The 22,482-nt window shown below is 62.7% G+C and carries 19 protein-coding genes; 9 read left to right on the plus strand and 10 right to left on the minus strand.

Annotated elements, in window-relative coordinates:
* Positions 1-401 precede the first annotated feature (401 nt).
* Genes ccsB through ABD687_RS11700 form a run of 4 tightly spaced genes read right to left on the minus strand, consistent with a single transcriptional unit; the run spans position 402 to position 4,475 of the window.
* Positions 402-1,430: a c-type cytochrome biogenesis protein CcsB gene (ccsB, locus tag ABD687_RS11685; protein WP_377700398.1), complete on the minus strand. Its 1,029-nt coding sequence runs from the start codon at positions 1,428-1,430 to the stop codon at positions 402-404.
* Positions 1,431-1,438: 8 nt separating this feature from the next.
* Positions 1,439-3,043, minus strand: coding sequence for a cytochrome c biogenesis protein ResB (gene resB, locus ABD687_RS11690; RefSeq protein WP_310291021.1), 1,605 nt, complete (start codon positions 3,041-3,043; stop codon positions 1,439-1,441).
* A gap of 14 nt (positions 3,044-3,057) precedes the next feature.
* Positions 3,058-3,822, minus strand: coding sequence for a cytochrome c biogenesis CcdA family protein (locus tag ABD687_RS11695; RefSeq protein ID WP_310293441.1), 765 nt, complete (start codon positions 3,820-3,822; stop codon positions 3,058-3,060).
* A gap of 26 nt (positions 3,823-3,848) precedes the next feature.
* Entirely contained in the window at positions 3,849-4,475 is a 627-nt protein-coding gene (locus ABD687_RS11700; protein WP_310291018.1) for a TlpA family protein disulfide reductase, read from the minus strand.
* 1,800 nt (positions 4,476-6,275) lie between these two features.
* Here ABD687_RS11700 and ABD687_RS11705 point away from each other — a divergent pair.
* The 6 genes from ABD687_RS11705 to ABD687_RS11730 all read left to right on the plus strand — a co-directional run bounded on the left by ABD687_RS11705 (position 6,276) and on the right by ABD687_RS11730 (position 13,192).
* On the plus strand, positions 6,276-7,190 hold the full coding sequence (locus ABD687_RS11705; RefSeq protein ID WP_310291016.1) for a F510_1955 family glycosylhydrolase: 915 nt from the start codon (positions 6,276-6,278) through the stop codon (positions 7,188-7,190).
* Positions 7,187-7,870, plus strand: a complete 684-nt coding sequence (locus tag ABD687_RS11710) for a GNAT family N-acetyltransferase (RefSeq protein ID WP_310291014.1) — start codon at positions 7,187-7,189, stop codon at positions 7,868-7,870. The genes ABD687_RS11705 and ABD687_RS11710 overlap by 4 nt, the downstream gene beginning before the upstream one ends.
* A 204-nt stretch (positions 7,871-8,074) precedes the next feature.
* The gene (locus ABD687_RS11715; protein ID WP_377700396.1) at positions 8,075-10,171 is read left to right on the plus strand and encodes a copper-translocating P-type ATPase; all 2,097 of its coding nucleotides are present in this window, start codon (positions 8,075-8,077) and stop codon (positions 10,169-10,171) included.
* Between the two features lie 87 nt (positions 10,172-10,258).
* Positions 10,259-10,750: a DUF6153 family protein gene (locus ABD687_RS11720; RefSeq protein ID WP_310291013.1), complete on the plus strand. Its 492-nt coding sequence runs from the start codon at positions 10,259-10,261 to the stop codon at positions 10,748-10,750.
* A 91-nt stretch (positions 10,751-10,841) separates the two neighbouring features.
* Positions 10,842-11,459: a DUF305 domain-containing protein gene (locus ABD687_RS11725; protein ID WP_310291012.1), complete on the plus strand. Its 618-nt coding sequence runs from the start codon at positions 10,842-10,844 to the stop codon at positions 11,457-11,459.
* A 206-nt stretch (positions 11,460-11,665) separates the two neighbouring features.
* Positions 11,666-13,192 carry a multicopper oxidase family protein gene (locus ABD687_RS11730; protein ID WP_310291010.1) on the plus strand — a complete coding sequence of 509 codons (1,527 nt, stop codon included), beginning with the start codon at positions 11,666-11,668 and terminating at the stop codon, positions 13,190-13,192.
* 384 nt (positions 13,193-13,576) lie between these two features.
* Here ABD687_RS11730 and ABD687_RS11735 read toward each other — a convergent pair whose 3' ends face one another.
* The 5 genes from ABD687_RS11735 to ABD687_RS11755 form a co-directional block, all read right to left on the minus strand.
* Positions 13,577-14,020, minus strand: coding sequence for a YkvA family protein (locus ABD687_RS11735; protein ID WP_310291009.1), 444 nt, complete (start codon positions 14,018-14,020; stop codon positions 13,577-13,579).
* 5 nt (positions 14,021-14,025) lie between these two features.
* Entirely contained in the window at positions 14,026-14,583 is a 558-nt protein-coding gene (locus ABD687_RS11740; protein ID WP_310291007.1) for a Chromate resistance protein ChrB, read from the minus strand.
* Positions 14,584-14,787: 204 nt separating this feature from the next.
* Positions 14,788-16,320, minus strand: coding sequence for a gamma-glutamyltransferase (locus tag ABD687_RS11745; protein ID WP_310291005.1), 1,533 nt, complete (start codon positions 16,318-16,320; stop codon positions 14,788-14,790).
* A 188-nt stretch (positions 16,321-16,508) separates the two neighbouring features.
* Positions 16,509-16,901: a hypothetical protein gene (locus ABD687_RS11750; RefSeq protein ID WP_310291003.1), complete on the minus strand. Its 393-nt coding sequence runs from the start codon at positions 16,899-16,901 to the stop codon at positions 16,509-16,511.
* Positions 16,894-18,012, minus strand: coding sequence for a DUF418 domain-containing protein (locus ABD687_RS11755; protein WP_310291001.1), 1,119 nt, complete (start codon positions 18,010-18,012; stop codon positions 16,894-16,896). Before ABD687_RS11755 ends, ABD687_RS11750 begins: the two co-directional genes overlap by 8 nt.
* A gap of 110 nt (positions 18,013-18,122) precedes the next feature.
* Between ABD687_RS11755 and ABD687_RS11760 the strand changes: the two genes are divergently transcribed.
* Positions 18,123-18,443 (plus strand): ArsR family transcriptional regulator, encoded by a 321-nt coding sequence (locus tag ABD687_RS11760; RefSeq protein ID WP_310290999.1) that lies wholly within the window; start codon positions 18,123-18,125, stop codon positions 18,441-18,443.
* 243 nt (positions 18,444-18,686) lie between these two features.
* On the opposite strand, the gene ABD687_RS11765 is transcribed toward ABD687_RS11760, so the two are convergent.
* On the minus strand, positions 18,687-19,109 hold the full coding sequence (locus tag ABD687_RS11765) for a four-helix bundle copper-binding protein (RefSeq protein ID WP_310290998.1): 423 nt from the start codon (positions 19,107-19,109) through the stop codon (positions 18,687-18,689).
* 1,648 nt (positions 19,110-20,757) lie between these two features.
* Here ABD687_RS11765 and ABD687_RS11770 point away from each other — a divergent pair.
* Together ABD687_RS11770 and ABD687_RS11775 are read left to right on the plus strand one after the other, a co-directional pair.
* Positions 20,758-21,630, plus strand: a complete 873-nt coding sequence (locus ABD687_RS11770; RefSeq protein WP_310290997.1) for a F510_1955 family glycosylhydrolase — start codon at positions 20,758-20,760, stop codon at positions 21,628-21,630.
* Complete coding sequence (locus ABD687_RS11775; protein WP_310290995.1) at positions 21,627-22,436, plus strand: GNAT family N-acetyltransferase; 810 nt, start codon at positions 21,627-21,629, stop codon at positions 22,434-22,436. The genes ABD687_RS11770 and ABD687_RS11775 overlap by 4 nt, the downstream gene beginning before the upstream one ends.
* Positions 22,437-22,482: the final 46 nt, after the last annotated feature.

Genomic DNA, 22,482 nt, shown 5'->3' on the forward strand with positions numbered 1-22,482 from the left:
TCCGTCGATCCGCAAGGATCGACGGAGGCCTTGGTTCTTTTGACATGGGTTCTCCCTCATAGCGGGTCCTTGACCTGCGCTATGCTTGACAGGGCCCAGTTACGCTGAACTGGAACGATGGTAGCCAAGTTCACATCAGAAATATTCTGGATAATCTCCTGCGACAGCGGTCAAAAAGCACTTCTAATAATGCGTAATTCGCTGCGGCCCCAAGCGGGCGCCCTGTTTCACAAGGACCGGGTTAACCTCTTGGGTGCGGGGGGTCGCGGTGGGACTCTTAGCCGAATGCATCCCGCCGCGACACCCACCACTAGACGAAATCCAAGAACGTCATCTGGATCCTGAGTGTATGCACGCTTCGGCGGACTGTCATACCCGCGTTGGTTCCCGCGGAAGGCGGTTTAGACTCCGGCGTAGGAGTGCAGTCCGTTGAAGTAGAGGTTCACGACGGTGAAATTGAAGACCAGGCAGAGGTAACCGATGATGCTCAGCCAGGCCGAGCGTGCGCCGGTCCAGCCGCCGGTTGCCCGGGCGTGCAGGTAGCCGGCGTAGACGACCCAGATCACGAAGGTCCAGACTTCCTTGGTGTCCCAGCCCCAGTAGCGGCCCCAGGCGGCCTCGGCCCAAATGGCACCGGCTATCAAGGTGAAGGTCCACATCACGAAGGCGACCGCGTTGATGCGGTAGGCGAAGTTTTCCAAGGGAGCCGCGCCGGGGACCAGGCGCATGAACGGCATCTTGTCCTTCCTTCCGGCGGCCAGGGCATCCATGCGCGTGTGCTGGAGCAGCTGGAGCACGTTCATCGCAAAGGTGATGGTGAACAGTGCGGAAGCCAAGACCGCGATCGAGACGTGGATGATCAGCCAGTAGCTCTGCAGGGCAGGGACAAGGTGGGCAACGGGGGTCGGGAAGCCCATGGTGGCGCCGCACAGCATGACGGTGACCAGGCCGATGACGAAGGTGCCCATGAAGCGCAGGTCCTTCTTCACCAGCACCAGCATGAACACCAGGGCCACCAGGAAGGAACCGGTGGACAGGAACTCATACATGTTGCCCCACGGCACGCGCCCGGTCGCGATAGCGCGGGAGACCACGGCAAAGCCCTGCAGCAGCACGCCCAGCCAGCTCAGCGAGACCGCGACCTTGGCCGCCATCCGCTTGGCCGAGGCAGCGGTGTAGGTCATGGAATCGTTGACCAAGGCGTTGTCCGGGGTCCCCGAAGGGGGCGGCGCGATGGCTCCGGCAGCAACCAGGACCTTCTTTTCAGAAACAACCGCCTGTGTGTCGATTTCCTGGATGAGCTTGCTCGACTTCGCAAGGTCCCACGCAAATGCCACGAAGGCGGATGCGTAGACCATCGCGGCGAGCAACATGAACAGGTCGCTGTACTGCCCCAGGGCCACGTTGATCGTGGGCATGTCGTTTTCCATAGGTTCTCCTAGACTCCGGCCCGCTGAACGGCGGGCCACTGCTGTTCAAGAAGCTTGCGCAGCTCCTTGGCTTCGGACTCAAGCCCGTGGTCTTCGCCACGGGCCAGCAATCCGTATTCGATGACCCGCTCTTCACGGCCCGAGCCGTCAACGGAGGTCTTGATTCTCACCCAGGCCCGGCGGCGCGGGGTAAAGAGCGAGATGCCCAGGCCCAGCAGTGAAAGGGCCGCAAAGACCGCCACGGGGCGCTTGCTCGGGTCGTAGGCGATGTCCACGCCGATGAAGCGCTTGAGCCCGTCAAAGGAAATGCTTCCCTTGCCGTCGGGCAATTCGTAGGTCTGCCCGGCGCCCAGCACGATGCCTCCGGCCTCAAGGTCTCTGTTGTTCAGCTCCGTAAGCTGGTCGGTTTCCAGCACGTAGACGTTTTGCGGATTGCCGTCGTCCAGCCCCAGGTCCCCATAGTAGGAATTCAGCTGGAGCTGCGGGTTGATGGCGTTGGGGTCCCCGGAAATGGAGAACCCTGTCTCGTCGGTCATGGCGGTGGGCAGCAGAAAACCCTGGAAGCCCAGCTGGTCGGGCTTGGCGTCGGGAGCCTTGATGACCATGAGGGAGGTGTACATGCCGTCCTGGGGCACCGAAACCACCGAGCCGCTGAAGGCAATGTTTCCGTCACCGTCTCGCACGGTGACCACCGGGGTGTACCCGTTGCCGACCAGGTACATGTCCGCGCCATCGATGCGCAGGGGGTGGTTGACCCGAATCGTTTCCTTTTCGGGTTCGGCATTCGGGTTACGGCGGGTCTCCACCTCGGCGGTGAAGTCGATCGGCTGGCCGAAATGCGTGGTGGATTCGCGGTCGAAGGTGACGTTGAATTTCTCGAGCTTGACCGAATACGGGTCCAAGGAGTCTTCCTGGAACCAGGTCCCGGGAGTGAACGCGTCGTAGGACACCAGGGAGTTCACGAAGGTGTCCCCCTCCACCAGGAGCCGCTGCCCGTTGTAGCCGAAGGCCCCTCCGATTCCCACCGAGGCCAGGAGCCCCACCAAGGAAATGTGGAACAGCAGGTTGCCTATTTCTCGGGTGTACCCGCGTTCCGCACCCACCGACGGGGTCGGGCCCTCGGTACGGGCTTCGGAGCGGTAGCCGCGCTTTTTCAGGAGCTTCGCGGCCCGCTCGACAATTTCCCCGTCGCTGAGACCAGACTCGGAGGCCGGCTGGATCTGGATCGTGCCGTTTTGCGGCAGGCGGTTCAGCCGTGAGGGGGTGCGTGGTGGCGGGGTGCGAAGCGCCTGCGCGTGCTTCTTCACGCGGGGCAGGATGCAGCCGATCAGGGAGATGAACAGCAACAGGTAGATGGCCGAGAACCAGACGGAGGAGTAGACGTCGAAGAGCTGGAAGCGGTCGAGCCATTCGCCGGTGGTCGGCTTGTTGGTCAGGTAGGTGGTCACCTGCTCCGGGTTGACCGAGCGCTGGGGAAAGAGTGAACCGGGCACCGCGGCCACGGCCAGGAGCAGCAGCAGGAAGAGCGCGGTGCGCATGCTGGTGAGCTGGGTCCAGGTCCAGCGCAGCATGCCAACGAATCCAAGGGCCGGGACAACTACATCTTTTTTCATGTCTTTTTTCGCCATTAGATGGGCAACCTGACCTCATTGGTGAACCAATCCTGCAATTGCGTGACCCAAAAGCCCCACAGGCCGGTGGCCATCAGGATTCCCAGAAGGATCAACATGCCGCCGCCGAAGCGCATGATCGCCAGCTGGTGCCGGCGGAAGAATTGCATGGCACCCATGCCGCGGCGGATCGCCAGGGCGATGAAGAGGAACGGCAGTCCCAATCCCATGCAGTAGAAGAAGGTCAGCAGGGCTCCCTTGGCAACGTTGGCGTCGGGGCCACTGCTCATGATCAGCACGGCGGCAAGCGTCGGCCCGATGCAGGGTGCCCATCCGAGTCCGAAAGTGACACCCAATACCGGTGCACCCCACAGCCCGGCGGGGGGTTTGCGGTGGATCTTGGCTTCGCGTTGCATGAAGGAGAATCCGCCCATGAACACGATGCCCATAAAAATCACGACCAGGCCCAGCACTTGGGTGACCCACGATCCCTTGTAGATCATCCAGCCGGCGATTTGTGAGAAGACGACTCCGGCCAGCATGAAGACCGCGGTGAAGCCGAGGATGAACAGCCCGATGCCGGCGGCCATGCGGCCGCGTTTTTGCTCGGCGAGGTCGGCGCCGGAGAGACCGGTGACGTATCCGAGGTAGCCGGGCACCAGGGGCAGCACGCAGGGGGACAGGAAGGACACGAGGCCTGCCAGGATGGCCACGGGCACTGCAAGTAGCAGCGATCCGTCCTGGACGATTTCGGCAAACGGGTTTCCTTGGGCCGGCAGCATGAGGGCTCCGGCCAGTACGGGGCTGATCACAACGACTCGGTGAGTGCCGTGTTGATTAGTGCCTTGAGCGTCGGCTTTTCGGCGACGCCCAGGATCCGCGCGGAGACCCGTCCCTGCTTGTCCAGCACCAAGGTGGTGGGCACGGCCTTGAGCGGGACGTACTTGGTCATGGCCAGCTGGATGGCGCCCTGGGTGTCCTGGATGGAGGGGTAGGGGATGCCGAAGGTGCGCTCGAAGGCCTCGGCCGCTTCCTTTTCGTCACGCACGTTGACGCCGACGAATCCGACCTGTCCTTCGAACTCCTTGCTGAGTTCAACCATGTGCGGCGCCTCGATGCGGCACGGTGCGCATGCGGCGTACCAAAAGTTCAGGACCGTTGCCTGCCCGGCCCAGGTACTCGAGTCGATCTTGGTTCCGTCATAGGCCACCGCATTGATCTCGACCGGTGCCGTGCGCGAGGCGGGACCGTATTCCTGGACTGACCCGTCGCCGGCAATGTAGTTCTTGTTGTTTCCTTCGCGGGCCTGCTTGGCCAGGGGGTCTTCGTCGCCGACGCATGCGGCCAGCGGCAGCACGGCCGCTCCAAGCATGGCGGCGCGCAAGAATGTACGTCGGCCCAAGCGCTGTGCTTGGGACGAGATGGGATCGGTCATGATCTCAAGCTCCAGGGATGTTCGCAGCGTTGGACAAGAGGTCCACGCCGGGTTATGTATAGCGGACGGCGCCCGGACTTTCATCTTCAAAGTCCGGGCTAGTCACGGAGGTGAGAGTGCATTCGCGTTTCCGCGGGTTGTGCCACAGGGTCTTGCCCTCGGCCGAGCGGCGTGTCACCCAGAGGGGCAGCCGGTGGCCATCATTCGTTCAATCTGGTCCCGGCAAGGGCTCCCCCCAGGATGGACGAAATGGGTTTGCGACGTAGGACCCTCAGTCGGTCCTGGAACAGGGACAAGCCCTCGAAACGGTTCGCCGCCTCGGTGATTCGCTCATCCGTGGCAAGGTCCAGGAGCGGGGCGCTAAAGGCGGGCTTCGCCGTTTTCCGAACCCGTACAAGCTGGGACGAGACCACGTGGGTGATGTGGCGTCCGGCTCATGCTCTCCGGTGCAGAAATCTGCCGTCCGAACGGCCCTTTGATGGCCTAGAGCGGAAAGGTGGAACTTCGCCGATCGACCACAGAGGACCCAGTCCGGATTATGAACTCCGCCATGACGCAGCAGGTGAACGGTGGCAATCGACATGGCCCAAGTATCTCAAATCCTTGTTCAACAACCTAAACCAAGATAATGGCCATGACCCGGCGCCCAGGAACCGCAACGATGGCACCGCCAGCCCGTTGTCCCCGTGGCGGCATGTCCCCAGAAATATGTCTGTTCCGAGCAGCAGTATTCGTCCAGCGCCCCGCACGTTTGCCGTTTTGCGCACGAACTATTGTAAAATGTTTCAGAGTTTAGTATAAGCAATCTTTTGCTGGCTGTGGTGGGGCCGTTGGTAGTCGCTGCAGCCCCTCTCCCGCAGTCGACAACTATCGTGGAACCGGAAGCACGTTGTGGCATTAGGGCCGGTTCGATAAGAATTTCAGGGAAGTGAGTACTCCGTGACGAAATGCCGAGCATTCTTGGCTCTGGCGTTTCAACCTGCTTTCATTCTGGTTGCGCTGGCTTTGGGCCTGCTCGGCATGCACGTTCTCGGCGTGGACCATCAGGTACCCAATGCCGCGTATGGTTCCAGTGTCGCGGTCAACGAGCAGGACAACGGAACAGGTTATTCCCAACCCACGACCGCATGGCCAGTGGTAGCGCATCACATTCCGGTCGAAGATTCCCAGGCTTCCCTTGCCGGGAGCTCCTTGAGCGGTATGGAATCGACCCTGATCGGCATGTGTGTCCTTGCTCTATCCTTGGGCGGAATGTTCTCACACCTTCTCACCCGGGCGTTTCAACCTGTCCCCGGGAGGGGGCTGGCCGCCCCGCCCGCTCTTTGGCTCCGCCGAATCCGTTCGCGTGTAACCCCTTCGCTGGTTCAGCTTTCGATCAGCCGCACGTAAAAAGGGGATAGGCCCAGCCCACGCTGAGGATACAATCCTCCAGCGAGGGAGCATGCCTCTATTGCCGGCAAGACGCCACCTTCAAGGGGGAGAGACTGTCCCCTCGAGGGTGGGCCGGCATGGACCGTGCCGATCTCGCAAAACACCACAGGTTCGTTCAGGGACCGGTGTCAGTGGGCACGAAGAACGGGTTTGATGCCACCCGGGGGACCGCCGAGGGTGCCATGCCGGAGTCCACGATCCCTGGCCTTCGCTGCGCCAAGCGTGGCGTCATGGCATTAGATTTCAGGCGCTTCCCGAATCTACGAAGCGCTCACCCAGCAGCCTCGGCCTGCCGAAAGACGGTGTTCGTCGACGGCACGCTGCAATCATGCATAAACCGGGTGCCCCTTGGGACCCCGGCCTTCACACATGCAGGCTTGCTCCTTTTATCGATGTTATTTATGGAGATCCATGCCTTTCCCCACTCGTATTTTTCGCCAGTCCCGCATCTGGCCCGCCACGGCAATTGCCTTACTCGCCACCCTGGGACTTGCCGCGTGCGGTGCAACCCCAGATTCGAATGCCGGCGAACAGCCACCGGCCAATCCGTTTGGCCATATCCATGCCATCAGCATCGAGGAAACAACACAACGGGTCCTGCTCGCAACCCACAACGGCCTCTTCGACGCCACCGAGACCGTTCCAAGGAAAATCGGCCCCACCATCGACCTGATGGGATTCGCTGCCTCATCGAACGGGACCTTCTATGCTTCCGGGCATCCCGGTCCAGGTATTGATCTGCCCAATCCCCTGGGCCTGATGAAATCGACCGATGGCGGGGAATCGTGGATCCCGGTCTCCTTGCAGGGGTCATCCGATTTTCATGCCATGACCGTGACCAGTGACCAAATTGTTGGATTCGACGGGATTCTTCGGTCGACGGTGGACGGCAAGGAATGGTCGGACGCCGGGCCGATGTCACCTTCCCCGTATGCGTTGGTGGGAAGCCCCGATAATACCGTCGTGTTGGCCACCACCGAGGACGGAGTATGGAGATCCGTTGACAGTGGAGATACCTGGGAGACTCCAGATGGGGGGCCGAGGCTTCTCACGGCCGCATTTGCTGATCCGATGACCGTCGTGGGCGTAACACCCGAGGGAAGCGTGTATCTCAGCGACGATGCCGGCCTTTCCTGGGCCTCAATCAAAGCCGAAGTGGGCCAGCCATCTACCATGGGCGCCACCCGAACCGCGGATGGAAACATTTCCGTCTGGATGGCCATGGAAGGTGGCTTGGTCAAGTACACCTATGACGGCACCACCTTCACCGAGGAAACCCCATGAGCCAGAAACCTCCGAAATTTCCCAGCACCCGGTCTCTGGTGGTCGTCAGGGAAGCCACGGAAGAAGACTTGCGTTTGATGGCTTCCGACGTGATCCGGTATCTGCCCGAGGGGCTGTTCCCACGACTGGGAAAACGCTTCGTCCGGCGTTGGATGAAAACCTTTCTGACCGAACAATACGGGGTGGCCCTGGTCGCGGTAACCAAGGATGCCCCGCGGCAGCAAGTGGGTTTCCTGGTCGGTTCAACCAACCAAATCCACCACGTCGCCGACGTCCTGCACCAGCACAAGTGGGGTCTCCTGTTCTCGGGACTGGCGGCTCTTTCCATCCGGCCGCGGGTACTTCTCCACTTTCTGCGCACCCGGGCCCGACCGTACCTGCGCCGCCTCCTGGGGCGCACGAACGGCCCGGTTGCCGGGGCCAACCCCCGTCCGGCAACGGCCGTGATCACCTCGCTCGTGGTCCTGCCCACCCTGCGGGGCGGGGGCATCGGAAGGCTTCTCGTGGAGGAATTCCTCAACCGTGCCGTGGCGGACCGGGCATCCCTGGCCGAGCTTGTCACCGCGGCAGGGGCAGCAGGGGCAGGGGCGTTCTATAAGAAGCTGGGCTGGACATGCGTTGGGGAACGCCATTCCAAGGACGGGGCACCCATCCACACCTACCAACGTTCCCTGCCGTAGAAGATGTGGGTGGCAACGCAGGGCCCCGGCCAAGCGATGTTCTACGGCACAGGACTCCTGCCCGAGCCAAGACCTCCGGGACGACCATCACTTGAACAAACATACCCCATAGGGGTATGTTTGGGGTGTTGTCAGTGAAGCCTCACATGTCAGTCATCGGCAGTCCAGCCGCCGAGGCCGTTCGGTACCCAACGAAGGAGAATCATGGAAGAGCACAACCACGGGCACGTGCGTCAGGATTCGGTGCCGGGCATGGACCACGCGGCCATGGGTCACGGCGAGATGGATCATGATGACCACGCGGTCCACACCCAGGGCCAGCATGCCGGACACAGCACCGCCATGTTCAAGAACCGGTTCTGGTTGACCTTGGCGCTGTCGGTTCCGGTGGTGTACTTCAGCCCCATGGTCGGGCACCTGCTGGGATACGTTCCGCCGCAATTTCCCGGCGCACCATGGATTGCCCCGATCTTGGGCACTGTCATCTTCTTCTATGGCGGCCAGCCGTTCCTCAGGGGCGGTTGGCAGGAGATCAAGGCCCGGCAGCCGGGCATGATGCTGCTGATTTCCATGGCCATCACCGTGGCGTTCATCGCCTCCTGGGTGACAAGCCTGGGCCTGGGCGGTTTTGACCTGGATTTCTGGTGGGAACTGGCCCTGCTGGTGGCCATCATGCTGCTGGGGCACTGGATCGAAATGCGGGCATTGGGTTCGGCCCGCGGCGCCCTGGACGCGCTGGCGGCGCTGCTCCCCGATGAGGCCGAGCGGGTCATCGACGGCGGCACCGAAACCATCAGCATCACCGAATTGGTTGCAGGGGATGTGGTCCTAGTGCGCTCGGGCGCGCGGATGCCTGCCGACGGCGTGATCACCGAGGGTTTTGCCGAGGTGGATGAGTCGATGATCACCGGGGAGTCAAAAACCGTCCCCCGCACCGTTGGGGACCCCGTGGTGGCAGGGACCGTTGCCACCGACAGCTCCCTGCGCCTGAAGGTCTCCGCCGTCGGGGACGACACCGCACTGGCAGGGATCCAGCGACTGGTGGCCGAGGCCCAGTCATCCACCTCCCGGGCCCAGGCGCTGGCAGACCGGGCCGCCGCGTTCCTGTTTTACTTTGCCGCCGGCGCCGGCGTCATCACCTTCATCGTCTGGTCGCTGCTGGGCAGCATCCCGGATGCGGTGACCCGCACCGTCACGGTCCTGGTCATTGCCTGCCCGCATGCCCTGGGGCTGGCCATCCCGCTGGTGATTGCCATCTCCACGGAGCGGGCCGCCCGGGCGGGCGTGCTGATCAAGAACCGCATGGCCCTGGAACGGATGCGCACCATCGATGTGGTCTTGTTCGACAAGACCGGCACCCTGACCAAGGGCGAACCGGCACTCACCGATGTCGAGGCGATCGATGGCCTGTTGACCGATGACCTCTTGGCCCTTGCCGCCGCCGTCGAATCCGACAGCGAACACCCCGTGGCCCGCGCCATCGTCAACGCCGCCCAGCTCACGGGTGCACCCGTGCTGACGGCCACGGATTTTCGTTCCATGACCGGCCGCGGGGTCCAGGCGACCGTTGGCGGCTCGGCCCTCGCCGTCGGCGGGCCCGCCCTGTTGGCGGAACTGAACCTGACCGAGCCCGAGCGCATCGCGATGGCAACAAGAGGTTGGAAGGAGCGGGGCGCCTCGGTGTTGCACGTGATTCGCGACGGAGCCGTGATCGGGGCCGTCGCCCTGGAGGACGAGGTCCGGGACGAATCCCGCCAGGCCGTCCAGGCCCTGCAGGACCGCGGCATCAAGGTCGCCATGATCACCGGGGATGCACGCCAGGTGGCCCAGGCCGTGGCCACCGAACTGCACATTGATGAGGTTTTCGCCGAGGTCCTGCCCCAGGACAAGGACCAGAAGGTTGCCGAACTGCAGGGCCGCGGGCTCAAGGTGGCCATGGTCGGTGACGGCGTCAACGACGCCCCGGCCCTGGCCCGTGCCGAGGTCGGGATCGCGATCGGGGCCGGCACGGACGTTGCCATGGAATCGGCCGGGGTGGTGCTGGCCGGCAACGACCCGAGGGCCGTGCTGTCCATGGTGGATCTCTCCCATGCCAGCTACCGGAAAATGTGGCAGAACCTGGTGTGGGCCACCGGCTACAACATCATTTCCGTACCCTTGGCTGCCGGGGTGTTCGCTTTCGCCGGGATCGTGCTTTCGCCTGCAGCCGGCGCGGTGCTGATGTCCCTGTCCACCATCGTGGTCGCCCTCAACGCCCAATTGCTGCGCCGGCTTCGGCTCAACCCGGCCGACGCCCGCTGATACCGGGATCCGAGGATCCACCCAGCCTGCACCCGTAAAATACACAACTAACCAACCACCTCCGGACACCCACAGGAAGGACCCGCCGTGCGCACGACCCCAGCCCCGTCTGCCAGGGGTCCCTTCCTGTCCACGCTCGGCTTGATGGCCATGGTGCTCGCCATTGTCGCCGGCCTCCTGGGCATGCATGTCCTCGGAGGGATCCCAGTAACGGCCATGGAGTCGGCATCGATGCCCAGCCCGGCCGCGACAACATCTCCCACCGTGCAAGCCACGGTGCCGAATCACGCGGCATCCACTGACATTCTCCCGGCGGCCCATCTGGTTGCCGACGCGCTCTTGCCTGCACCCCAGGGGATGCCGATGGGCTGCGACGGGTTCCCCTCCGACGGCCACAGCATGGGCAGCCACGAAATGTGCGTTCCCGCCTTCGGACCAGACCTGCCGAATCTTCCACCGCCGCGGATACTCGCTTGGACACCCACGGTAACGGCATTCACCAGCGCCCCGGGACCCAAATCGGAGGGCCGGATTCCCGACCCGCCCTCGTTGGCCGAACTCTCGATCCTTCGAACGTAAACCGATGATGTTTCCTGCCGCCTCGGTGACAGGTTCATCAACCGGGTGCCCCACGGGGTGCCGTTTACCGCGAGAAACTTTTTAGCGAAGGATGATCCCCTTGAAGAAATTTGCAGCCCTCACAACCACCGCCCTGGCCGCCGCGATCGCCTTGACCGGATGCGGTGCCGGGTCCGGCAATGAGATGGAAGGCATGGACCAAAGCCCCACCGCCACCTCCGCCACCTCCGGCAGCCAAACACCCGCCACCAACGCCCAGCACAATGCCGCTGACACGATGTTCGCCCAAATGATGATTCCCCACCACGTCCAAGCGGTGGAGATGAGCGACATTATGCTGGAGAAGTCCGACCTGGACCCCCAGATCGAGAAACTGGCCCAGGACATCAAGGCCGCGCAGGCCCCCGAAATCCAAAAAATGACCGATTGGCTCACCGGGTGGTCCGAACCGACCGCCATGGCCGGGGACCACGGCATGGACGGCATGATGACCGACGCCGACCTGGACAAGCTCAAGTCCGCACAGGGCACCGAGGCCAGCAAGCTGTTCCTGACCCAAATGATCGCCCATCACGAAGGGGCCGTGAAGATGGCCGAGACAGAGGTCACCGGCGGCCAGAACGCCGACGCCGTGACCCTGGCCAAGGACATCGTTTCCTCCCAGGAAGCCGAGATCAAGGACATGCAGGACCTGCTCGCCACCCTGTAGCGACCCTCGCTCCTGCCTTTTGCTGTGGTGGTTCCGAAACGTTTCGGAACCACCACCTACACCCCTTCTTCCCCGCCGGGTACCACCGGGCTGTTCCCGCATGCCTCCTTTCTGTGCCCGGACGACACCCTTGCCTCAGGGCTCGATCGCTGCCATATCTCCCCGTTCGCTCCTCGTCTGAACATACATTCTTGAAGGATTCACTCATGACCTATCACTTGAACCGGCGCTCCTTCCTGGGCCTCTCCGTCGCGACGACCGCCGTGGCGGCCTTGGCCGCATGTGCACCCGCCCCGTCCGCCCCCGCAGGGGTCTCTCGCATCCTGCCCACGGACCCGCTCATCACCGCAGCCGAAGCCCAGCGGGCCAGCACCGGAAAGACCGTCAGCCAAACCCTCACCGCGGGGCCTTTGTCCACCACCCGGGCAGGAACGGACATCACCACGTGGGGATACAACGGTTCCCTGGTCGCCCCGACCCTGCGGGGCTCGGTTGGTGACCAGCTCACCGTCACCGTCGCCAACAAACTCACCGAATCCACCAGCATCCACTGGCATGGGCTCGCCATGCGCAACGATGCCGACGGCGTGCCGGGCCTTACCCAGGAACCTGTAGATGCCGGCACCGAATACCTCTACGATTTCAAGTTGCCGCACCCGGGCACCTACTGGTATCACTCGCACGTGGAGATGCAGCGCGAACGGGCACTCTATGGTGCCTTGATCATCGACGACCCGCAGGAACCGTTGACGTACGACAAGGAGTGGGTGATCGTCCTGGATGACTGGCTCGACGGCGTCACCGGGACCCCTGACGACGTCATCAAGGAACTGTCCAAGGGCATGGGAGGAATGGGCGGCATGGACCACGGCGGCGACAATGGCCCCATGGTTATGGGCCACATGCTCATGGGTGCCACCAGCGATTTCCTGGGCGGGGACGCCGGCGACGTTGCCTACCCGCTGCATCTCTTCAACGGCACCAGCGCCGAAAAGCCGGAGACCTTCACGGCGAAACCAGGTGACCGCATCCGGCTGCGCATCATCAATGCCGCCGGCGACACCGCCTACCGGATCGGGGTCCCGAACCAGCAACTCACCGTGACCCACACCGACGGTTTCCCCGTCGAGCACACCGAGGTCGATGCCATCGTCCTGGGCATGGGCGAACGCATCGACGCGCTTTTGACCGTCAGCGGCGGTTACACCCCCGTGTTGGCGTTGGCCGAGGGCAAAGCCCAAATGGCCTACGGACTTCTCTCCACCGGCACCGGGGGCGCCCCGGCCAGAGCGGACCTCCCGAAGACCTTGACGGGCAAGGTCGTCCACGGTGGCCAGCTCACCGCGGACCCGGCCGTGCTGCTGGCCGCCAAGGCGCCGGACCGGGTCCACGAGCTGCGGCTGACCGGCGGGATGGCGAACTATGACTGGGGTATCAACGGCCACCGCTTCGACATGGCCAAACCCTTCGAGAAGGCCTTTGACATCCAGGCCGGTGAACGGGTGGAGGTGAAGTTCGTCAACGACACCGAGATGTGGCACCCGATGCATATCCACGGCCACACCTTCCAGATCGGGGAAACCGGGGCACGCAAGGACACCGTCATTGTCCTGCCCAAGGAAACGGTCACGGTCCAGTTCGACGCCGATAACCCCGGGCAATGGCTCACCCATTGCCACAACGCCTTCCACGCCGAACGCGGCATGATGGGAGTCTTCTCCTACCTCAGGTAGAACCAAGCCACCTGTGCCGCATTGATACGGGCGGCATAGGTGGCCAAGGTCTTCAGCAAGAGTGGTGATCCATGCCGGGGTCTTTCCTCCCAGGACCGAAGCGGTGTCCATGAGTTCATCCTCTGGTTCTTGGGCGGCGAGCAGCCCCGAAGGGATACCGGTCCGCGTCAATGACACCGAGGGCGTCCGGCTGGTGTTCGGCGCAACCTTCGAGGTTGGGTGGTGAGTCGGCCCCGCGCCACAGGCACACCCGGTGGTCGAGAGGACGCACGTGGTCGTTGCCCCAGCAAGTGCCTTCGATGCACTCGTTGAAACAGGGGCGGCCGGACATCCGCCATAAAGAAAAGCTTCTGCCGGGCAAACGGTGATTTGAACGCGTTCAAATCACCGCGCGCCCGGCAAGGAAGAAACACCGCCGGAGCGGAGACCGGCAAGCTTTTCGATGAAAGCAAGCCCGGCGGGAGTACCCTGCCAATGGCGACGCAACGGCTCCGATCCGGCCGAACGAACGGCGGAGCGCAGGGCGACAGCGAGGATAATGAGGTCATCGGCATACCCGATCACCGGTAGGAAATCCGGCACCAGATCCACCGGGATGAGCAAATAAACGAGTAGCAGCGCCAGCTTGACCCGTACTCCACGCGGCACTGCCTTGTCGGTGATCAGTCCTTGCAACAAGCGCAGCAGATCCGGCAGCAACTGCAGGGCATCGCGCATGCCTACGGTGCCGGGGTACCTTCGCGCATAAATCCACAAGGCCGCCAGCAGGATCGCATAGACGCCAGCCAAGCCGGCCAGTGTCCCCAATAGGGCCTGCCACCAATACATTGGGACTAGTCTCCGGTGTCCGAAGCTTCAGGTTCGGTCGGGGCATGGAGAGTGGCATAGACCTGCTCCGCGTAACCCTCGAGGGAACCCACACACTGGCGCAGCAGATCCTCGGAAGCCTCGGCTTCGGGCAATTCAAGGACATCTCGGCTTTTGAGTTCACGGTGCCAGCGGCGTAGCCGCTCCAGGCTTTGCTCTTCCTCTTCGAGTTCGGCCAACGTGAACTTTTCGATGCGGATTTCCTTGGCGATCTCGGCCTCGAACTTGGCGCAGTCGCCGGAAAATTCGCGCCATTCATCCAACCGCAAGGCCACGAAAGCCGCGCGCAACGCATCCACACCGGGGGCCTGCGAGGTCGTGGGCAGCACCAACACGTCTCCGGACCCTCGACCGGCCAGTTCAGTGACCTTCGCCACGGCCTTCGTGAAGTGTGGGGTGTCGGGAACGGTCCAGACTCCCGAGGTGACCGGGGCCGCACCGATTTTCCTCAATTCGCGCCAGACGGCCACTCGGTTCTTGGAGGTGTCTCCGGTCATTCGGACAACAAGTACTAACCAGTTCATATGAAGCATCGTACATTGATACACGACTAAAGTAACAACTGTTACATCACAGAATGAGCGTTTGGTTTCACTGTAGACGATGCTCGTGACCCCTGAACCGAATTGGCCACGAGCAGTGACGGCAGTCCCCGCGGTCGGTTTGCGATAATACCGCCAATCCGCGTTGGCGGGGCGATGTGACACGTACCCTTTGAATCAGCTGCCTTACTGGTCGGTTTTGATGACAGCGTGGTCGCCATCGCGGCGCACATCGGTGGCCCCGTCGATGGTCCCGGTGTCGTAGTCGACCCAGAGCGCCTGGATCGATCCAAAGACGCCGTCGGATCGGGTGGTTTCCCGGATTTTCCATTCATTGGCCCGTGCCAAGGCCTTCATGCTCTTGGTGGCTTTGCCTTCCACGGCGAGGATACCGCCTTGCAGGTGGAAGCGTGGCCCGTCCACAGCCTCCTGGACGGGCTGGTCCTGCAACAGGACGGGGACCAGTACGGAGGCCAGGATGTTGGGGATTTGCTGGCCGCCGGGGGTGCCGATTCCCATGACCACGCGGCCCTGGGCATCCAGGACCATGGCGGGGTTGGACCAGGTGACGGACTTCCGGCCTGGTTCCGGGCGATTCGCCGGCGAGTCGATGCTTTCGAACCTGCTGAGCTGATTGTTCAGGAAAAATCCCCCGACGACTTCGCTCTTGGTGCCTCCCCAGAAGCTGGTGATGGTGTTTGTCATCGACACGGCCATACCGTCGCGATCCACGACGGAGAGGTGGGTGGTGTTTCCCGGGTCGATGGCTCCGGCGGGGGAATCCTTGGAGGCCCTCTCCTCGAGTTGGCTGCCGATCTTGAGGTTCCGTTCGCGGTCAAGGACCTCCGAGAGGTCCACCTCGACAAAGCGCTGGTCCCCGAAATTCTCCGTGACGGTGTCGCTGGCGTTTGACCATGCTGCCATGAGTTTGTCCACGTAGGGCGAGGACCCGGGAGCGTCGGAGGCGATGGCGGCGCCTTCGGCTTGCTGGAGCATCTGGATCAGTCCGGCCCCGGGGAGGGCCGGCGGCGCGGTGACCACCGTGTACTCGCCCACCTTCCCGTCGACGGGTTCGAACTTTTCGGTCTGGTAATCGGCAAGCGTGGCTGCATCGAGGCCCTTGACCTGTGTCAGCTGCTTCGAGATCGAACCTTCATAGAATTCGTCACGCCCCCCTGTCGCCAGCGTCTGGATCGTCTCTGCCAGTTCTGCTTGTTTGAGTGTTTCGCCCTCGCGCAGGACGCGGCTGCCGTCCTTGGTGCGGAATTGCCGGTGCTCCGAAACGATGCTCGATCCGATCCCGTCGTTCATGCGCTCACCCAGGAACTGGGTGATCACAAAGCCGTCGCGGGCGAGCTCCACTGCCGGCTGCAGCAATTCGTCCCACGGCATCGAGCCATAGGTTGCATGCAGGGTCGCCATGCCGTCGACGAAGCCGGGCACGCCGGTCCCGGAGGCAGGGATCTTCCCGCTGGTGCCCACGACCTCGCGGTAGTCGAAGGCGGCGACCTCCTTCTCCGGCTCCGCGATGAGGGTGACTCCTCCACCGCCGATCCCCGAGGCATGGGGCTCGACCACCGACACGGCAAAGGCCGTGGCGATGGCCGCATCGGCGGCATTGCCGCCCCGCTCCAGGATCTCCATCCCGACCTCCACCGCCTCGGGATGCCCGGCGGCGATGCCCTCCTGCGCCAGCACGGTCCCCGCTGGCGCCGTCACCGCAGGGGCGGTTTCCGGACTGGGACCCGTCCCGATGGGGGCGGAGAACCTCTCTGCGAGCGGCTGGCTTGAACAGCCCGCCAGGAGCAGGCCGACGGACAATATTCCGACAATCGTTTGCCTGGAGCCCCAGCGTTTCCGCGTGGTGCCGAATCCTGGGCGATTGGAAGGCGTACGGATATTTTGTTTCATCGTTCGGTCTCCTGGCTTGGTGGCGGGCGGCGCCGCGAACGGATCATGAGGATCGTGCCCACGAGTGCCGTCACGGCCACGAGTCCGGCGAGCCCGAGCAGCCCCGGCGACAGGAAACGATGCTCTTCACCGGAATCCTCGTCGTTTCCGTCGTTTGTTGTCTCTGGGTTTTCGGATCCTGGCGCCGCAACGTGGAGTTGCACCGCCGTTTCCCGCGGTGTTGTTTTCAGCGCTGCTACTTGGGTGGCCGGTCCGCCGAGAAGCCCCGCATGTGCGTGGCCCCCCGTGGTGCCCAGGCCCAGAAAAAGGAGCACTGTGGCCATGGCGATGGTGGCGGCCCGGGCCAACGGACGGCGGTACCCCCGCATCGGGCGGGCGGGATTATCCATGGTGTCCTGACGGGTTGGTGGCGGGGCTGCGGGTCAAGCCGGCCGGGAGCCGCAGGAGGCGTTCCAGGGGGCCCTGTCCCCGGGCCGGAACCCACAGATGTGCGCAGATGATGCAGAACGTGGTGATGAGTGCGGCGAAGGCAATGCCTTCGAGGGTGCTGTGCGGATCGGGCCGCACGAAGATCGCCAGCAGCACCAGGTGCATGACATACATCGTGAACGAGAGCCGTCCCAGGTGAACGAGCGGTAGCGCATGCCGCTCAAGCCAGGGCTCCACCAGCAGCAACATCCCGATGACAGCGGCGGCAGAACCAATCCCCGACAGCAGCCACAGGGGCGCCTGGGAATGGTCGTAGCTGGCCAAAAGCCGCGCGAAACCGCCGCTGGTGGGATCGATCCCCGTCACCCCGGCCAGCAGGCGCGAGAGCACGATTCCGCCGGCCGCGGCGGCCATCCCGCCGAACAAAAGAATCAGCTGGAGCCGGCGATGACTCAGGTCCAACCGGCTCAGGGTCAGTCCGGCCACCAGCGGGACGATCCACACGAGCGCCGGGTAGGGTCCTGTCACCAGGATTCCATCGAGGATCCCCAGCGGATTGCCGGAGAGCAGGATCGGGGTTCGGCTGAACCCCTCGCCGCGCAGGACCAACAGGCCCATCCAGAGCATGGGTGCGGCAAGCATGAGGATGCCGGTGAGCCAGGCGAGAACCGTGGTGCGCAGGCGGGTGAGCGGTATCCCCACGAGGAACAACACCCCGTAGACAGCCAGGATGACACTGACCCCGTGGTTGATGGGTTGCAGGGCCAGGCCGAACCCGAGCAGCAGAAGCGCCCGCCACACCAGCATGGTCCACTGTTGGCGCCACGGGCGATGCTTGGCCGGATGCGTCAGCATTCCGAGCCCGATCCCGGCCAGGAACACGAAGAGCAAGGAGGCCCGGCCAAAGGGAAGCATGAAGATGCGTTCGAGCAGGTCGTCCGCCTCCTGCGGCCCGACGTTCACGGCGATCATCCCGATGACGGCCAACGCCCGGGCAACATCCAGGGCGGCGGACCGTTTCGGCGGGGCGGAAGGGGGTGAATGGAGGGGCGTTGGCGTTTGCGTATTCACGAAGCGTCAGGTCCTGTCTGCGTGGGGAGGGCAGTCCCCGGCGGTACGTAAGCGCGTCGGAGTCCGGGGGAACCGACAGCTATGACCGACACCCAAGACAGTATATGCGCATGCACGGGGACAGCTTTGAGGCCACCCCTCCGGTCAAACCCGGGTTCATTGAGCTGGCCGGGGAGGTCCTGGGCCTGCTTTGGAATCCCAACCTCATCCTTATTCTCCTTGCTCTCGAACACGGTGAGGAACTCGCGGTGGGCGAGCCGGCCAAGATTGTCGAGAAGTCGCCCTCGGGAGTCTCCCAGCACCTGGCCCGGCTGCGCATGGCGCGCATGGTGACCACGCGCGCCGGGACGGAGCGAAAGTGTTTTACACTCTCATCGCCCGCCACCCCACGCTGGTCATCCGCAAGGCCATCCGGCAGGCTGATCACATGATCGCCCCCCGGAAACCAGATCCCCCCGCCTCACGCCGCCCAAGCCTGACCCCGAGTTTTGCTCCGGCGGTTCGGCCGCGGGGCCGGCAATGTGGCTTAGGCCGCGGTTGCGCTGCGTCGTGTTCTGATATCGTCCTTCGGTCTTTTCGTTGCCCCCGATTCTTGCCCGGATAGAGGCCCAAATCACCCGCATCGATTCCTGGAATGCTCCCCCCGCGCCTCCGGGAGGGCTGCCATTGTGGTTCTACTCGGTGGTTCCGCGTCCGAGGGATTCAAGCAGTTCGTTGCAGGCGTTTTCGCAGCGGCGGCACGCCTCGGCACAGACGCGGCAATGTGCGTGCATATCGGCGTGGCGTTCACATTCATCGGCGCACCTTTTGCAGGCTGCCGCGCAGGCTGCCAATACGGCTTGGGTGATATTGGCGTCATACCCGGTGTGACGGGAAAGGATGTTTCCGGTGGTGGCGCAGATGTCCGCGCAGTCCAGATTGGTGCGGATGCACTTGGTCAGCTCAGCGACCATGTCTTCACTCAAGCAGGCATCGGCGCAGGCGGTACAGGTCTGCGCGCATTCAAAACAGGCAGCGATGCACTCGGCAAGTTTTTGGCGGTCAATACCACCGAGATCTTTCGGATAGGTCTCCAGCATTGAGGTGATATGACTCATCATTCTGCTCCTACTCCATGGACGCAAAGAGAACCGGCGGGCCGCCGCCCCTCATAACAACCGTAGCCTTGCCATTCCGGCGTGGCCATCCCCCTTCCTTACCGGAATGCGAGAACCAAACGAAGACGTTCACCTTTCACCCCGGTCATCCTCGGTCCAGGCGACGGCATTCCCGCCAGTTCCCCCAGCACGTCCATGCTTGCCCATTGGGTTCCTGACCTCGGCGTTGCCCTGGTCCAGCCAGATCCACCTCAGGCTCGGGCGCGGGCGGACGCTTGATATCCGGCTGCATAAAAGTGTAGAGACCCGTACGTTGAAGCCTTCAGAACCCGAAGGGCCACAAGGTGCCCATCCATTGAGGTGCTGTGCCGCCGGAAGCGATCTTCAGGTCATAAGGTGGTGTGATTTACGGGGGCAGCGTTCTTCCCCCGGTGGTCTCGGCGATTGCCGTTTCTCACGCAAGCTATCGTAAAATGGATCGAACCCAGCCTGGGCAACGGGACTCAGGGGCATCGGTGTCGGACTGACTCACTATTTTCGATCTTGCCGGTGTTGCGATGTTTCCGGCTACAACACCGGACCGGGCGGCTCTGGGCACATATCGGCACCGGGGCATGCGACCCAATGGCATAGTCCGAACTGTTTGCCAGAGTGTTGCATATGAGCTTGTCCGAAACACTTTCAGGGAAGGAAGCCCGCCATGATAAAAAACCGAGCATTCTTGCCGTTGGTGTTTCGTCCTGCTTTTATTCTGATCGCACTGTTCCTTGGCCTACTCGGGATGCACGTTGTTGGTGTGGATCACCATGTTTCGCATGCGACTCATAATCCCCCGGTCGGAGTTATCGGTCAGGAAGCCATCCTGGATTCCGCTCATGGCCCGGACCTATTCTCAGTACTGACTCAGCACGCCCCTGCCGACGATACCCCTGCTTCGTTTGCGGGGGATTCGGTTGGCGGTGTGGAGTCAGCCTTGATCGGCATATGTGTTCTTGCCCTATCCATCGGCGGACTTTTTTTCCATCGTGTTTCGAGGGCATGCCGATCCGTACCGGGTTGGGGATTGCCTGCCCCGCCTGTTTTCTGGATTCCCCGGGTTCATGCACACACAACGCCTTCGCTAATTCAGCTATCGATCAGTCGCACGTAAAGCAGTGGTGAGGCCTCGAGGCCAACCATCTTTTGTCGTGCCCTTTTTCGATGGCTATGCGGGATCATGAGCAAGGCTCCTGTCCGCAATGGATACAATCCAGGGATCACAGTGTTTCACGGTCCCCGCTGCCCTTTTGCCGCGTTGTCGAATCGGGCGTACCACCCTGTCAGTCGGCAGCCACCCTCACGGCACCATTCCTTGTTCCGTGCCCGGCATCGAGCACCTGGACCGCGTGGACCATAACTCGGCAAACCCCTTTCCTGTGGCCTGGCATCACCTTGGCGAAGCGAACATCGCTCAGCTGGGGATCCCCCGCCACAATGCAGAGCTGTCGGCCATAGAAGAACTACTTCTGGTCGGCCAATAAGATCTGCCTGCCGACTGACATGTTCCGTCCACGGCACGCTGCCATCATCCACGAATTTTGAGTGGGCTGCGGCACCTCCGAAGCCCACTCCAGCAGGCCCGTTCCTGCTCCGTTATCCCTGGAGAACCATGTCTTCCACCCTGCCCATATTTTCTCGTTCCCGAAAGTGGACTGCGATGTCCATTGCCTTACTCGCCACCTTGGGGCTTGCCGCGTGCGGCGAGACCCAGAAGTCGAATGCAGACGAACAACCACCGGCCAATCCGTATGGCCATATCCATGCCATCAGCGTCGAAGAATCAACCCAACGGGTCCTGCTCGCAACCCACAACGGCCTCTTCGACGCCACAGAAACCGTTCCACGACCGGTCGGCCCACCGATCGACCTGATGGGATTCACCATCTCATCAGACGGAACCTTCTATGCTTCCGGGCATCCAGGGCCGAGCGTGGATTTGCCCAACCCCCTTGGCCTGATGAAATCGACCGATGGCGGGGAATCCTGGATACCCCTCTCGCGGCAGGGTGAATCCGATTTCCATGCCATGACGGCGACGAGTGACCAGTTGGTCGGATTCGACGGGATTCTTCGATCGACGGTGGACGGCAAGGAATGGTCGGACGTCGGGCCGATGTCACCTTCCCCGTATGCGTTGGCGGGAAGCCCCGACGACACGGTGGTTCTGGCCACCACCGAGGAAGGTGTGTGGCGATCCATCGATGGCGGACGAACCTGGTCGGCTCCGGGTGGCGGACCGCAACTCCTCACCGCCGCATTTGCGGATCAGAAGACCGCCGTTGGTATCTCACCGGAAGGAAGCGTGTATCTCAGCGACGATGCCGGTCTTTCCTGGCAAAGAACCGACGCCGAGGTAGACCAAACGTCGGCCATTGGGGCCACCAGTGACGCAGATGGGCGCCTCTCCATCTGGATGGCCATGGAACGTGGCCTGGTCAAGTTCGCATACGACGGCATCACTCTTACCGAGGAAACCCGATGAGCCAGATTTTCCCGATGTTCCCCAGCGCGCGATCCATGGTGATCGTCAGGGATGCCACGGATCAAGACCTGCGATTAATGGCTTCTGACATGATCCGATATTTGCCTGACGGGCTGTTCCCACGCCTGGGACAACGCTTCGTCAAGCGGTGGATGAGTACCTTTCTCACCCAACAACAGGGGGTTGCCCTTGTCGCTGTAACGAACGATGTCGCGCAGCAACAAGTTGGTTTCCTGATTGGTTCAACCCACCAAGTCCGTCACGTCGCGGATGTTCTCAACAACCACAAGTGGAGTCTCCTGCTCTCGGGAACTGCAGCGCTTTCCATCCGGCCGCGGGTGCTTCTGCACTTCCTGCGCACCCGGGCCCGCCCGTACCTGCGTCGCATAGCGGGACGCACGTCCAGCCCAAGTGCCACTGCCACCAAGTCCGAGCCGGCAACGGCGGTCATTACCTCGCTCGTGGTGCTGCCAACGGTGCGGGGCGGGGGTGTGGGAAGTCTTCTGGTGGATGAATTCCTCGCGCAGGCCCAACGAGAAGGTTCGTTCCGGGCAGAACTGGTAACCACGGCCGGGGCTGCTGGGGCAGGAGTCTTCTACGAAAAGATCGGCTGGGTCTGCGCTGAGGAGCGGTATTCCAAGGACGGCACACAGATTCAAACCTATCGCCATCCCCTGACGGAGACGGAGGTGGGCGACAAAGTGGCGTGCCTGCAGTCCGATATCCAACGACACCTGACCAAGAGCATCGCCTCTTCCCAGGAATCCGAATTCAAGGACAGGGAAGGCCTGCTCTCCACCCTGTAGCGAGTCCTGACCCTTTTTGTGGTGGTGGATCCGCGGAAATGCGGAT

Origin of the sequence: Paeniglutamicibacter sulfureus (genome assembly GCF_039535115.1) — a bacterium.
Classification (GTDB): domain Bacteria; phylum Actinomycetota; class Actinomycetes; order Actinomycetales; family Micrococcaceae; genus Paeniglutamicibacter; species Paeniglutamicibacter sulfureus.